Below are 13702 nucleotides of genomic sequence, written 5' to 3'. Positions count from 1 at the left end.
TCGTTTAGAAGAAGCCGAGCCGGCTTTCGCTGTAGCTGACCAGCAGGTTCTTCGTTTGCTGGTAATGGTCGAGCATCACCTTGTGGGTCTCGCGGCCGATGCCGGATTCCTTGTAGCCGCCGAACGCGGCGTGGGCCGGGTAGGCGTGGTAGCAGTTGGTCCACACGCGGCCGGCCTGGATGGCGCGGCCCATGCGGTAGGCGACGTTGCCGTTACGGCTCCAGACGCCGGCGCCGAGGCCATACAGCGTGTCGTTGGCAATCGCCAGGGCCTCGGCTTCGTCCTTGAAGGTGGTCACCGCGAGGACCGGTCCGAAGATTTCTTCCTGGAAAATGCGCATCTTGTTGTGGCCCTTGAACAGCGTCGGCTGGATGTAGAAGCCGCCTTCCAGATCGCCGCCGAGATGCGCCCGGGCGCCGCCGATCAGGCAATCGGCGCCTTCCTGCTTGCCGAGTTCGAGATAGGTCTGGATCTTGGTCATCTGTTCCTGCGACGCCTGGGCGCCCATCATGCATTCGGTGTCGAGCGGGCTGCCCTGCTTGATGGCGGCGACGCGCTTCAGTACGCGCTCCATGAACTTGTCGTAGATCGATTCCTGGATCAGTGCCCGTGACGGGCAGGTGCACACTTCGCCCTGGTTGAAGGCGAACAGCACCAAACCTTCGATGGCCTTGTCGAGGAAGCCGTCGTCCTTGTCCATGATGTCGGCGAAGAAGACGTTGGGCGACTTGCCGCCGAGTTCGAGCGTCGCCGGAATCAGGTTGTTGGCGGCGGCCTGGGCGATGACGCGGCCGGTCGAGGTCGAGCCGGTGAAGGCGATCTTGGCGATCCGCTTGCTGGTGGCGAGCGGCATGCCGGCTTCCCGGCCGAAACCGTTGACGATGTTGAGGACGCCCGGCGGCAGCAGGTCGGCGATCAGTTCGGCGAGGATCAGGATGGAGATCGGGGTCGATTCGGCTGGCTTCAGGACCACGCAGTTGCCGGCGCCGATGGCCGGGGCGAGCTTCCAGGCGGCCATCAGGATGGGGAAGTTCCACGGGATGATCTGGCCGACGACGCCGAGCGGCTCGTGGAAGTGGTAGGCAGCAGTGAATTCGTCGATCTCGGAAATGCCGCCTTCCTGGGCGCGCAGGCAGCCGGCGAAGTAGCGGAAGTGGTCGACGGTCAACGGAATGTCGGCATTCAGCGTTTCGCGGATCGGCTTGCCGTTATCGACGGTTTCGGCATAGGCCAGCAGTTCGAGGTTGGCTTCGATGCGGTCGGCGATCTTCAGCAGGATGTTCGAGCGTTCGGCCGGCGAGGTCTTGCCCCAGGTCGGGAAAGCGGCGTGGGCGGCATCGAGGGCCAGTTCGATATCCTCGGCGGTGGAGCGGGCGGCCATCGTATAGGGCTTGCCGCTGATCGGCGTGACGACGCTGAAGTACTCGCCCTTGACCGGGGCAACCCATTTGCCGCCGATGAAATTGTCGTACTTGGCCTGGTAGGCAATCTTGGCTCCGGCAGCACCGGGGAATGCATAAATCATGTTTGTCTCCTGTTTCTGGATATGAGTTGCGAGCGATCGATTCAAGGGCGGCAGGCCGTGTTGCTGAAATCCTCGTCCTGCTGCGACTCGTGCCAGTACAGGTGCACGCCGTGTGCCAGCCGCCGCCAGGGCGGGGTGGCTTGGCGAAAATTGCGTTAAATCAGTGGCTTGAGATGTGCTTTGTGACTGACCTGGGATTCGCCAGGGAACCCGTGCTGATCATATTTTCAGCAACTGTTCAGATTTTGAGCAGGGGGTTGTTGGCGAGGCATTTGCCTCGTCACAGAAGCCGGTTGGTCGAACCGGCTTCGTTTATTTCACGCCATCGTCTCGGCGACGGCAGCGGGGGCGGCAACGCCGGGGCGGGCATTCGGCTGAACGCAGGGAATCTCGATGCGGAAACAAGTGCCGACGCCGACTTCGCTGACCACCGCGAGTTTTCCATGGTGTTTCTGGACGATGCTGTAAGCCAGCGAGAGGCCAAGCCCGGTGCCCTTGCCAATCGCCTTGGTGGTGAAGAAGGGATCGAATATCCGTTTGATGTTTTCCGGCGAAATGCCCTTGCCGGTATCGGCTATTTCGATCCAGACATCGGCCTCGGTCGAACCGGTGCGGATGGTGATCGTGCCGTGCGACTCGATGGCCTGGGCGGCGTTGCCCAGCAGAATCACGAATACCTGGTTCAATTGCGAACCAAGACATTCGACACGTGGCAGTCCAGCATATTCCTTGACGATATCGGCCTTGCCCTTGATCTCGTTCGCGAGGATGCCCAAAGTGTTGTCAAGACCATCCTCGAGATTGACTGCAGCCCAGTCCGAGCTGTCTATCCGGGAAAAATCCTTGAGGTTCTGAACAATTTTCGTGACCCGCTCTATCCCTTGGCGCGACTCACCGAGCAAGACGCCAATGTCCTTGCGGAGAAATCCGAGATCGGCTTGCTTCTTCAGGGCGGCAATGACCGAGTTGATTTCGGGCTGGCTGGCCAGCAGCGGATCGGCTTTTTCGTAGGCCTGGATGATGCCCAGCAAGTCGTCGATATATTCTTTCAATGTCCCCAGATTGGAACTGACAAAACCAATCGGGTTGTTTATCTCATGGGCGACGCCAGCCGCCAGCTGGCCAATCGAGGCCATTTTTTCCGATTGGAGGAGCTGGTTCTGGGCATCTTCGAGCTGCTTGTTCAAGGCCCGGACGTGCTCGAAGTTTTCCTGCAATATCGTTTCCTGACGTTTGCGTTCGCTCAGTTCAGCATCCAGTTTGATATTTGCTTCACGCAGGCTGGCGGTGCGACTGGATACTTCTTCCTCGAGGACTTCCTGGTGTCTGAGCAGCGCCCGGTCACGGGTCTGAATATGATCAAGCATTTGATTGAAATTGCTGGCCAGTTCGGCAATTTCGCTGCGTCCCTCGACCGGCACCCGTTGGTCAAGATCGGCATTGCCTTTGGCGATGCCATGCATGGTCTGCATCGTGGCTTGCAGCGGCCGGGTAATGCTGCGCGCGATCAGGCTGGTCAGCAGCAGCAAGGCAGTACTCATCCCGAGCAGCAGCAACAGATTGAGGGTTGCCCGGACGCGCACTGCAGCATCGATGTCGTCGATATAAATACCGGAGCCGATGATCCAGCCCCAGGGGGCAAATTCCTTGACGTAGGAAAGTTTGGGAAAGCCTTGCTGGGCAAGGCCGCCGCCCGGTTGGACCTTGGGCCATAAATAGGTGACGTAGCCGTGGCCGGTTTGTCCCACCACTTCGGCGACGGCTTGCAGAATATGTTTCTTCCCGTCGGTAGAGACAAACGGGCCATCCGAACCGCTACGCAGACTGGTGACGCAGTTGAACTTCTCGTCGAGCAGGGGTTGGCCATCGAGCTCCGGCATCAGCGGATGCATGACCATCCGGGCCGGCGTCTGGTTATCGTTGATCCAGAAATATTCCTCGCCGTTGTAACGCATGCCCTTGATCGTACTAATCGCCGCCGCCTGGGCCGCCTCCCGGCTCAGGGTGCCGTTCTGCTGCAGATCGCGATAGTGGGCCACGACACCATAAGCGCTTTCGACGACTTGCCGGATGGTGGCCTCTTTTTCCTGGCGCAGCGTTTGTTTCAGCATCAGCACGTCAATCGTGATGCCGAGCACGGTACCGCCAATGAAAATGAGCACGATGCTCCATATCCGGTTGCGGACACTAAGTCGATTCAATGGAGCGAACATGGTCTCTCTCCCTGTCAGGCTCCGGCATGTGACGCCAGAAAACTGACAATTTTTCTCTGCCCGGGCATGGAGCACGGTAATTTTTATATGACTAAAGTAGTATCCTCTTAACTTCCGCGGTCGACAACAGGCGGCGCGAAAAACAGCGCCGATGCGGGAAAAACATGTGGCCGTTCAGGCCGGGCGGGGAGGTGATTGTTTCGCCTGCCCGCTGTAAACAGCAACAGCGGGCAGGTCGCCGGCGTCACATGCCGAGGGACTTGAGTAGGTCGTCGTGTTCGTTCGTCGGCGCCTGTTGCGGCTCAGGCTGGGGCGCCGGCTGCGCGTTGGCCTGAGCGATCAGATCATCCGGATCCGGAGCCTCGTTGGCCTCGAAGTCGAACAACTTGATGAACTCGGTCCGGTCAATCGCCAGTTCGAGATAGAAAATGTTGTTGTGGCCGGTGTAGAAGGTGACGCGGCGGGCTTCGGGTTTGTCGAGATTGGTGTCTACGCTCAACATCACCTGCTTGTTGAGGACCAGCATTTTCGGCTGATTCTGCGTGATATGAGTCTGCAGCTCACGCGCCACCTTGCCGGTGAAGTCGCCGACGATCTGGTTCATCAGCTCGCCCATGACATTGCTCACTTCATCCGACGTGTGGGAACTGGCCAGATCATCCTTTGACATGCCCATGCTCAGCATGTAGCTCTCATACAACTCCATGGCGGCCTGGGCCGAGAAGTTGATGACCACCAAGCCGGAGAAGCCGCCGTCGAACAGGACGAAGCAGCCGATATCCGGCTTCAGGCAGGTCTTGGTGATGCGCTGGACCATGCCGGAGAAGTGGATCTGGCTTTGGGTGGCGACGGTCAGGACGCGGGTCACCGAGTTGCACAAACTGAGCAATATGTCTTCGGTGCCGAATACGACGGAGCTTTCTGGCGTGTTCATGATTCTGAAATGGCCCTGCGGTAGGAGAATGGCGTATGTATAGCATAGCTCCCGGCCTCTTTGCCCGATATCAGCAACTTGCCGCCGTTTGACCGTTTATTCGACAGCCGGCCTCGACTACACCGCTCCAGCCCGCCCGGCTTGCTTCTGGGGTCGGACGAAACCGCTTAGTGGCGGTGATTCATCAGGGCCTTCAGGCCGTTGACGTTGAGAATCCGGATGTGCTTCTGCTGAACCGCAATGTGACCTTCTTCCTGAAAACGGGAAAAGGCCCGGGACACGGTTTCCAGCTTCAAACCGAGATAGCTGCCGATTTCCTCGCGCGTCATGCGCAGATAGAACTCGGCATGCGAGAAGCCGCGCGCCGTGAAGCGCTGGGACAGGTTGAGCAGGAAGGCGGCGAGACGCTCTTCGGCGCGCATCGTGCCGAGCAGCATCATCACGCCATGGTCGCGGACGATTTCGCGACTCATCACCTTGTGAAAATGGTGCTGCAGATTCTGGATTTCCCGCGACAGGCTTTCCAGGCGCGAGAAGGGGATTGAGCAGATCTCGCTGTCTTCCAGCGCAATGGCGTTGCAGGTGTGGAATTCGGTGCTGATACCGTCGAGGCCGAGCAGCTCGCCGGCCATCTGGAAGCCGGTGACCTGGTCGCGGCCGTCTTCGAGCAGTACGTCGGTCTTGAAGAAGCCGCTGCGAATGGCGTAGATGCTGTCAAAAGAAGCCCCGGCGCGGTATAGATGGTCGCCGCGTTTGATGCGGCGGCGCGTCGAAACGAGGTCGTCGAGACGCTCAAGTTCTTCAAGGTTAAGACCATACGGCAAGCACAGCTCGCGCAGGTTACAATTCGAACAAGCCGTCTTGATGACGGACAATGAAATATCTTGATTCAGTGGGACTGTTTGAGGCATTGGCAACCTGCGTTAGCTTGATCCATGTCAACCGCTAAATTGCTCCATCCGAACATAATCCAGCCAACTATTGGTGGCATGTCCCATGAATTTCGCAACTGAAAACCTCGTCTTCGATCCTCAGATCATTCGCCGTTTCGACGTAAACGGCCCTCGCTACACGTCTTATCCGACGGCCGACCGTTTCGTCGAGGCTTTCGACTCGGACGCTGCCAAACTCTGGCTCGGCAAGCGCAACATCGGCGGCATTAGCCGTCCGCTGTCATTATACTTCCACATCCCCTTCTGCAACACTATTTGCTATTACTGCGCCTGTAACAAGATCATTACCAAGGATCACGGGCGCAGCGCCAAGTACCTGAAGTATCTGGCCAAGGAGCTGGCCTTGCAGAGCGCCAGCCTGGAAGGCCGGGATGGCGAGCACGAAGTCATTCAGCTGCATTGGGGCGGCGGTACGCCGACCTTCCTGTCGCATGACGAAATGCGACAGCTGATGGCCGAGACGCGCAAGCATTTCAAGCTGCTCGACGGTGGCGAATATTCGATCGAAGTCGATCCGCGCAAGGTCGATTACGAAACCGTGGCATTGCTCGGCGAACTCGGTTTCAACCGGATGAGCGTCGGCGTGCAGGATTTCGACGAGGTCGTCCAGGTCGCCGTCAACCGGGTGCAGAGCGAAGAAGAAACCTTCAACGTGATCAAGGCGGCACGGGCCAATGGCTTCAAGTCTATTTCGGTCGACCTGATCTACGGCTTGCCGCACCAGACGGTGATGGGTTTCAACCGCACACTGGAACGCGTGCTGGCGATGGATCCGGAGCGCCTGTCGATCTACAACTATGCGCACATGCCGAGCCTGTTCAAGCCGCAGCGCCGGATCGCCGAACCCGATCTGCCGTCGGCCGATGCCAAGCTGCAGATTCTCGCACTGGCCATCAAGAAACTGACCGAAGCCGGTTATGTCTTCATCGGCATGGACCACTTCGCCAAGCCGGACGACGAACTTGCCGTTGCCCAGCGGCAGGGGCGGCTGCACCGCAATTTCCAGGGCTATTCGACCTACGCCGACTGCGACATGCTGTCCTTCGGCATTTCGTCGATCAGCAAGGTCGGCCCGACTTACAGCCAGAACGTCAAGACCCTGGACGAGTATTACGACCGGCTGGATGCCAAAATGCTGCCGGTGTTCCGCGGCATCGAACTGACTGCCGACGACATCCTGCGCCGTTCGATCATTCAGGCACTGATGTGCCATTTCGAACTGTCGATCGAAAGTATCGAGAGCTCGCATCTGATCGATTTCCACGAGTACTTCGCCGCCGAACTCGACGACATGAAGGAAATGGAACGGGCCGGTCTGCTCAAGATCGAACGCGAATGGATCACGGTCCTGCCGCCGGGGCGCATGCTGGTTCGCATCATCTCGATGGTCTTCGACCGCTATCTGCGGGCCGATCGCCAGCGGACGCGCTACTCCAAGGTAATCTGAACGTCGTGGTGGGGCATCGGCGTGCAGGTTAAACTGCACGCTTTTGCCTTTTCCATGTCGCACAATGCCTGATTCCGCTTTTCTCGCCCTGTTTGTTGTCGGTCTGCTTGGCGGCACCCATTGTGTCGGCATGTGTGGTGGCATCGTCGGCGCCTTGTCGATGGGCGCACCGGCGCGTTGGTCCATGCTTTTTGCCTACAACGCCGGACGGATCATTTCCTACGCGGCAGCCGGTGCCGTTGCCGGGGCTCTGGGCGCCGCCAGCCTGGGACTCGAAGGCCAGGTGCCGGTGCGCCTGATCCTCTATTTCCTGGCCAACCTGATGTTGATCGCGCTTGGCCTCTATCTGCTCGGCGTAACGCGCGCGCTGGCGTTCACCGAACGGGCCGGTCAGCATCTCTGGCGTCGTCTCCAGCCGCTGACCAAGCGCTTCCTGCCGGCCAGGAGTTTTGCCCAGGCCTTTCCGCTCGGTCTGCTCTGGGGCTGGCTGCCTTGCGGCCTGGTTTACAGCGCGCTGGCCAGTTCCCTGACTGCCGGATCAGCCGGTCGCGGTGCCTTGTTGATGCTGGCTTTCGGTCTCGGGACCTTGCCAAATCTTCTGCTGGCGGGCATCTTGTTTGCTCGATTGAACGAATTCGTGCGTCGCCCGGCGGTGCGGATGGTTTCCGGCTTGTTGGTGCTTGGCTTTGGCTTTTATGGGCTGTTCGGACTGATGCGCTTGCTGGGCTGGATTTAGGACGGGAGTCACGATGAAAATTTTGTTGCCGGTTGATGGTTCGGATTGCGCATTGCGCGCGGTCGATCAGCTGATTGCCCATTGCGCATGGTTCCGCGAGGTGCCGGAAATTCACCTGCTGCATGTCCATGCGCCGATTCCGATTGGCCGCGTGCAGGCCCATATCGGTCCGGAAACGCTGCATGCCTACTACCGTGAGGAAAGTCAGGAGCAATTGCTCGCCGCCCAGAAAAAACTGGATACCGCGGGGCTTTTCCACACGACGCACATCCATGTCGGGCAGCCGGCGGAAGTGATCGCCAAAGTCTCGGATGAGCTTGGTTGCGAGCTGATCGTCATGGGAACGCATGGCCGTAGCGGCGTGACGGAGCTGGTCATGGGTTCGGTGGCCAATCGGGTGCTGCATCTGACGAAAATCCCGGTGCTGCTGGTCAAATGAGCGAGAACGACAGCCGGGTCGTCGAATTTTCGATCGGGGGCATGACCTGTGCCGCTTGCTCGGCGCGTCTGGAAAAAGTCCTCAACCGGCAGCCGGGGATACAGGCCAACGTCAATCTGGCCGCCGAGCGCGCCCGGGTGCGGCTGGCTGATACGGTCGACGAGGCGGCGGTGATCGCCGCCGTGGCCAAGGCCGGCTTCTCGGCTGAGGTGGTCGACAGTCAGACCCGGGCGCGTGAGAAGGCCGAAAAACTGGTGGTTTACCGCAGGGAAATCCGCCGCTTCTGGATTTCGGTGGCGCTGACCTTGCCGCTGGTCGGGCAGATGTTGTTCATGTTCGGCGAGCATGGTCATTTGAACGAATTGCCGCGCTGGCTGCAACTGGCCTTGGCAACTCCGGTGCAGTTCTGGATCGGCTGGCGTTTCTACGATGGCGCCTACAAGTCGTTGCGGGGCGGCGGGGCCAACATGGATGTGCTGGTTGCCCTCGGGACCAGCATGGCCTGGGGATTCTCGACCGTGGTCACGCTGTTGGCGCTCGATCAGCATGTCTATTTCGAAGGCGGGGCAGCCGTCATTACCCTAGTGCTGCTCGGCAAACTGCTGGAAGCGCGGGCCAAGGCCCGGACATCGGAGGCCATCGAGTCGCTGATCCGTCTGCAACCGAAGACGGCGCGTGTCGAACGTGACGGCCAGTGGGTGGAAATGCCGGTCGATGCCTTGATGCCGGGCGATGTCTTTCTTGTTCGTCCGGGCGAGAGCGTGCCGGTCGATGGCGAAGTGATCGATGGCGAGTCGAGTGTGGACGAGGCGATGCTGACCGGCGAGAGCATGCCGGTCGCCAAGCGCGCCGGCGACAAGCTTTTCGCGGCAACGGCTAACGGGCAAGGGGCGTTGCGTTGTCGGGCCAGCGGGGTTGGCGAACATACCTTGCTGGCCGGCATCATCCGGCTGGTTGGCGAGGCGCAGGGCTCGAAAGCGCCGGTGCAACGGCTGGCCGACCGGATTTCGGCGATTTTCGTGCCGGTGGTGTGCGTCATTGCGCTGGGCACGTTTGTCGGCTGGTGGCTGTATTCCGGGCTGTTGGCCGAGGCGCTGATCAACGCCGTCGCCGTGCTGGTCATCGCCTGTCCGTGCGCCCTCGGCCTGGCGACGCCGACGGCGATCATGGTCGGGACCGGGCAGGGGGCGCGGGCCGGCATCCTGGTCAAGAATGCCGAGGCGCTGGAGCGCGCCGAACATATCAAGGTGCTGGCGCTCGACAAGACCGGCACCTTGACCTGCGGCAAACCGCAGGTGACCGACGTCGTGACGCGGGGCACTGGCGAGGCCGATGTCTTGCGCTGGGCGGCGGCACTCGAACAGAATTCCGAGCACCCATTGGCCAGGGCCATCGTTGCCAAGGCCGTTGCCCAAGGGGGCGTGGTCGACAGCGCGGCAGTGCAGAATTTCAAGGCGCTGCCGGGGCATGGCGTGCACGGCGAAGTAAACGGGCGTTCGTTGCGTCTCGGCTCGCCTGACTGGCTTGGCGCCGCCGACGATCCGGCGGTACTTGCCTTGCAGCAGTCGGGGAAAACCGTCGTTGTGCTGGCCGAGGCGGAGCAGGTGCTGGCCCTGATCGCCATTGCCGACGCGCTGCGGCCAAGCTCGCGAGCAGCCGTGGCGCGCTTGCGCGAACGGGGCATCAGGGTGGTCATGCTGACCGGCGACAATGCGGCGACCGCGGCGGCGATTGCCGCGGAGGCGGGCATCGCCGAGTTTCGCGCCGGCATTCTGCCCGGCGACAAGGCGGCGGCTGTGGCCGAGTTGAAAGCCGGCGGCGGTCTGGTGGCGATGGTTGGCGACGGCATCAACGATGCGCCGGCGCTCGCCGCCGCCGATGTCAGCTTCGCCATTGGGGCCGGCTCCGATGCGGCGATCGAGGCAGCCGACCTGACCTTGATCCGCAACGACCTGCACGGTGTCGCCGATGCCATCGACCTTTCCACGGCAACCCTCGGCAAGATCCGGCAAAATCTTTTCTTTGCCTTCATCTACAATGTGCTCGGCATACCGCTTGCCGCACTGGGTTTTCTCAACCCGGTCTTCGCCGGCGCGGCAATGGCGATGAGTTCGGTTTCCGTCGTGACGAATTCGCTGCTGCTCAAGCGTTGGCGGCCAGCCGTTCCGCGGAAGTGACAGAAAGAGATTGGTGAAGGCTAGATGACCGCAGGGGTCAGGGAGAAATATTTGGTGCAGGCTGACTCGGGTCGGAAGGCCGGCGTGCCGGGCGGTGCTTCGGAAAACGAGGAGCTGTTCCGGGCCACCATGGAGGCCGCGCAGGTCGGTATATTCGTTCTGCAGGATCGTCTCTTCAAGTACGTCAATCCCTTCATGCTCAAGTTGTTTGGCTATACGGTCGAGGAAATGGTCGATCGCCTGGGGCCGCTTGACCTGATCTCTCCCGATGAGCATCCCTTTGTCCTGCAGCAGATGGACGAGCGCATTTCCGGAGTGCGCGGCCAGTCTTACGAGCTGACCGCGGTGCGCAAGGATGGCTCGGTCTTCCCGGTCACCATTCTCGGCTCGCCCTCGGTTTTCCATGGCCGGCCGGCCTCGGTCGGGACGGTGGTCGATATTTCGGTGCAGAAGGCGGCGGAACTGAAAGTGCGCGAACTGGCCGAGTTCGACCCCTTGTCCGGGTTGCCCAATCGTCGTTTGCTGCGTGACCGGGTGATGCAATCGCTGGCCGTTGCCGAGCGTGAAACGTCGGCTGTCGCGTTGATGTTTCTCGATCTCGACCACTTCAAGCGGATCAACGATTCGCTCGGCCACAGTGTCGGCGACGAATTGCTCTGTGCGGTTGCCCAACGGTTGTCGGCGGCGGTGCGCCGGGTCGATACCCTGGCCCGCCTCGGTGGCGACGAATTCGTTCTCGCCATGCCCGGCATCCAGGCTGCGGCGGCTGCCGATGTGGCGCGGCGTTTGCTGGGCGAGTGCGGATTGCCGTTTGTCGTCGCCGGGCACGAACTGACGGTGACGCCATCGATCGGCATCAGCATTTTTCCGCAGGACGGCAAGGATATCGATACGCTGCTGCGCAATGCCGATACGGCGATGTACAAGGCCAAGGAGCTGGGGCGCAACACCTTCCAGTTTTATGCCGCCGAGATGAATACGGCAACGCTCGAACGACTGTTGATGGAGAGCAACCTGCGGCGGGCCCTCAAACAGGATGAGCTGGTTCTGCACTACCAGCCGCTGGTCTGCTTGCAGAGCGGCTTGATCGTTGGTGTCGAGGCGCTGATTCGCTGGCAGCATCCGGATCTCGGGATGATCATGCCGGATCGCTTCATCCATGTTGCGGAAGAGAGCGGCCTGATCAACCCGATCGGCGACTGGGTACTTGGCGAGGCATGCCGACAGGCCCAAGCCTGGATCGAAGCCGGGCTGCCGGCGGTGGTCATGGCGGTCAACGTCGCGCCGGTCCAGTTTCGTCAGGCCGGTTTCGTCGAGGCGGTGGCCGGTGGGTTGGCCGCCTCCGGGCTTGATGCCAGTCTGCTTGAACTGGAAGTGACCGAACGGACGGTGATGCATGATGCCGACGTCAATATCGGGACGCTGTCGGCACTGCACCGGATGGGCGTCGAGTTGTCGCTCGACGATTTCGGAACCGGTTATTCGTCGCTGGCTTATCTGAAACGTTTTCCGGTCGGCAAACTGAAGATCGACCGCTCGTTCATCCGCGATCTTGAAGTCGATCCGGACGATCAGGCGATTGCCTCGACCATTGTCAGCATGGGCCGCAACTTGCGGTTGACGGTGCTGGCCGAGGGCGTTGAAACTGCCGAACAGTTGCGGCTGTTGCGCAACATGGGGTGCGACATGGCCCAGGGTTTCTTCTTCAGCCGGGCCTTGCCGGCGGCTGAGATTTTTGAATTGCTGCGGGTGCAGCCGTTCCTGTACCAGGAGTAGGCATGGAAAATACCGTAATCAAAGTGGGGGGCATGAGCTGCCAGGGGTGCGTCAAGAACATTACCGGCGTGCTGAGCGGGCTGGCCGGCGTTGCCTCGGCCGAGGTCTCGCTGGAGGCGGCCGAAGCCAAGGTGGCTTTCGATCCCCAGGCGGTGACGCGGGCAGAACTGCTGGCGGCCATCGAAGACGCCGGCTTTGACGCCGAATAACCGAATACTGAAGAGAACAGTCGTGGCCGAAGAAACAATCAGACTTACCCAGCTTTCCCATGGTGGCGGATGTGGCTGCAAGATCGCTCCCGCCGTCCTTGAAAAGATCCTTGCCGGCATGACGCCGGGCATCGTCCCGTCGCAACTGCTGGTCGGTACCGAAACCAGCGACGACGCGGCGGTCTACCAGATCAATCCGCAGCAGGCGATTGTCGCGACGACCGACTTTTTCATGCCGATCGTCGACGACCCTTACGATTTTGGCCGGATCGCCGCGACCAACGCGATTTCCGATGTCTATGCGATGGGTGGTACACCCCTGTTTGCCCTGGCGCTGGTCGGTATGCCGGTCAAGGTGCTGCCGCTGGAAACTATCGCCAAAATCCTCGAAGGCGGGGCAGCGGTTTGCCAGGCGGCCGGGATACCGATTGCCGGCGGTCACACCATCGATTCGGTCGAGCCGATCTATGGACTGGTGGCTATCGGTCTGGTCAATCCGGCCCATCTGAAACGCAATTCCGGTGCCCGGCCGGGCGACAAGCTGATTCTCGGCAAGGCCCTCGGGGTCGGGGTGTATAGCGCCGCGCTGAAGAAGGATGCGCTGCGCGACAGCGATTACGAAGCGATGATTGCCAGCACCACCCAGCTCAACACCCCCGGGCCGGTACTGGCCTGTCTCGATGGCGTGCATGCGGTGACCGACGTTACCGGCTTCGGCCTGCTCGGACATCTGCTGGAAGTCTGCAAGGGCAGCCAGGTGCGCGGCACGGTACGCTTTGCCGATCTGCCGCTGCTCGCCCGGGCCCGCGAGTTCGTCGAGGCCGGCCATGTCACCGGCGCCTCGGCGCGCAACTGGGACAGTTACGGTGCCGGTGTCCACCTGGCCTCCGGGATCGATGACGTGGCCAAGGCGCTGCTGACCGATCCGCAAACCTCCGGCGGCCTGCTCGTTTCCTGTACCCCGGAAACTGTCACCGAGGTGCTGTCGGTCTTCCTGCAGCAGGGCTTTTCACACGTTTCGGTGATTGGCGAAATCGGCGAAGGGGCGCCGGGAGTCGACGTGATCTAAAACTCGAAATCGGCCCGGTTGCGCCAGCTTGGGAGGTTGGTGCGACAAGGGGCTGGCGGTCAGGTGTTGAGGCACTTGATTGAGAATGGTTATCAGTTATAATTCGGTCAGCCAGCCGATTTTCCCAAGGCATGCCGGGGTTGTTTTCAATCCCGGTACTGTTTTCCGGGGCGCCAGCCAAACTTTCAATGACAAGTTGCCATGGCCCCCAAATTCTCCTTTCG

General features: G+C 60.7%; 11 protein-coding genes. 7 read left to right on the top strand and 4 right to left on the bottom strand.

Translation table 11 applies throughout. The annotated features are described in order from the left end of the window. Window positions 1-4 precede the first annotated feature (4 nt). The 4 genes from exaC to fnr all read right to left on the bottom strand — a co-directional run bounded on the left by exaC (window position 5) and on the right by fnr (window position 5583). On the bottom strand, window positions 5-1525 hold the full coding sequence (exaC, locus tag ACLIKD_RS13435; RefSeq protein WP_428825471.1) for an acetaldehyde dehydrogenase ExaC: 1521 nt from the start codon (window positions 1523-1525) through the stop codon (window positions 5-7). Window positions 1526-1842: 317 nt separating this feature from the next. After that, window positions 1843-3738, bottom strand: coding sequence for a cache domain-containing protein (locus tag ACLIKD_RS13430; protein ID WP_428825470.1), 1896 nt, complete (start codon window positions 3736-3738; stop codon window positions 1843-1845). Between the two features lie 244 nt (window positions 3739-3982). Beyond that, window positions 3983-4672, bottom strand: a complete 690-nt coding sequence (locus ACLIKD_RS13425; RefSeq protein WP_226416723.1) for a DUF3334 family protein — start codon at window positions 4670-4672, stop codon at window positions 3983-3985. A 167-nt stretch (window positions 4673-4839) separates the two neighbouring features. Further along, complete coding sequence (gene fnr, locus ACLIKD_RS13420; protein WP_428825469.1) at window positions 4840-5583, bottom strand: fumarate/nitrate reduction transcriptional regulator Fnr; 744 nt, start codon at window positions 5581-5583, stop codon at window positions 4840-4842. An 85-nt stretch (window positions 5584-5668) separates the two neighbouring features. On the opposite strand from fnr, the gene hemN reads away from it, so the two are divergent. From hemN to selD, 7 genes are all read left to right on the top strand, one after another. Continuing rightward, entirely contained in the window at window positions 5669-7072 is a 1404-nt protein-coding gene (gene hemN, locus ACLIKD_RS13415) for an oxygen-independent coproporphyrinogen III oxidase (RefSeq protein WP_226416721.1), read from the top strand. A 64-nt stretch (window positions 7073-7136) separates the two neighbouring features. After that, window positions 7137-7808, top strand: coding sequence for a sulfite exporter TauE/SafE family protein (locus ACLIKD_RS13410; protein WP_428825468.1), 672 nt, complete (start codon window positions 7137-7139; stop codon window positions 7806-7808). A gap of 13 nt (window positions 7809-7821) precedes the next feature. After that, complete coding sequence (locus ACLIKD_RS13405) at window positions 7822-8247, top strand: universal stress protein (RefSeq protein ID WP_226416719.1); 426 nt, start codon at window positions 7822-7824, stop codon at window positions 8245-8247. Continuing rightward, a complete protein-coding gene (locus ACLIKD_RS13400; protein ID WP_428825467.1) occupies window positions 8244-10424 on the top strand; it encodes a heavy metal translocating P-type ATPase in 2181 nt (726 codons plus the stop codon). Before ACLIKD_RS13405 ends, ACLIKD_RS13400 begins: the two co-directional genes overlap by 4 nt. Window positions 10425-10478: 54 nt before the next feature. Further along, window positions 10479-12200 (top strand): putative bifunctional diguanylate cyclase/phosphodiesterase, encoded by a 1722-nt coding sequence (locus ACLIKD_RS13395; protein ID WP_428825466.1) that lies wholly within the window; start codon window positions 10479-10481, stop codon window positions 12198-12200. A gap of 2 nt (window positions 12201-12202) precedes the next feature. Next, window positions 12203-12409: a heavy-metal-associated domain-containing protein gene (locus ACLIKD_RS13390; RefSeq protein WP_428825465.1), complete on the top strand. Its 207-nt coding sequence runs from the start codon at window positions 12203-12205 to the stop codon at window positions 12407-12409. A 22-nt stretch (window positions 12410-12431) separates the two neighbouring features. Beyond that, the gene (selD, locus tag ACLIKD_RS13385; RefSeq protein WP_428825464.1) at window positions 12432-13478 is read left to right on the top strand and encodes a selenide, water dikinase SelD; all 1047 of its coding nucleotides are present in this window, start codon (window positions 12432-12434) and stop codon (window positions 13476-13478) included. Window positions 13479-13702: the final 224 nt, after the last annotated feature.

It is taken from the genome of Azonexus sp. IMCC34842 (assembly GCF_050368855.1).
Classification (GTDB): domain Bacteria; phylum Pseudomonadota; class Gammaproteobacteria; order Burkholderiales; family Rhodocyclaceae; genus Azonexus; species Azonexus denitrificans_A.
Note: the sequence above shows the minus strand (reverse complement) of the source record. Positions and strands in the feature narration are given on the sequence as shown.

Bases quoted from the DNA above. Each gene is read 5' to 3' on its own strand.
- ACLIKD_RS13390 (WP_428825465.1), top strand. From the start codon at position 12,203: ATGGAAAATACCGTAATCAAAGTGGGGGGCATGAGCTGCCAGGGGTGC.
- fnr (WP_428825469.1), bottom strand. From the start codon at position 5,583: ATGCCTCAAACAGTCCCACTGAATCAAGATATTTCATTGTCCGTCATC.
- ACLIKD_RS13405 (WP_226416719.1), top strand. From the start codon at position 7,822: ATGAAAATTTTGTTGCCGGTTGATGGTTCGGATTGCGCATTGCGCGCG.
- ACLIKD_RS13425 (WP_226416723.1), bottom strand. From the start codon at position 4,672: ATGAACACGCCAGAAAGCTCCGTCGTATTCGGCACCGAAGACATATTG.
- exaC (WP_428825471.1), bottom strand. From the start codon at position 1,525: ATGATTTATGCATTCCCCGGTGCTGCCGGAGCCAAGATTGCCTACCAG.
- hemN (WP_226416721.1), top strand. From the start codon at position 5,669: ATGAATTTCGCAACTGAAAACCTCGTCTTCGATCCTCAGATCATTCGC.
- ACLIKD_RS13400 (WP_428825467.1), top strand. From the start codon at position 8,244: ATGAGCGAGAACGACAGCCGGGTCGTCGAATTTTCGATCGGGGGCATG.
- ACLIKD_RS13430 (WP_428825470.1), bottom strand. From the start codon at position 3,738: ATGTTCGCTCCATTGAATCGACTTAGTGTCCGCAACCGGATATGGAGC.
- ACLIKD_RS13410 (WP_428825468.1), top strand. From the start codon at position 7,137: ATGCCTGATTCCGCTTTTCTCGCCCTGTTTGTTGTCGGTCTGCTTGGC.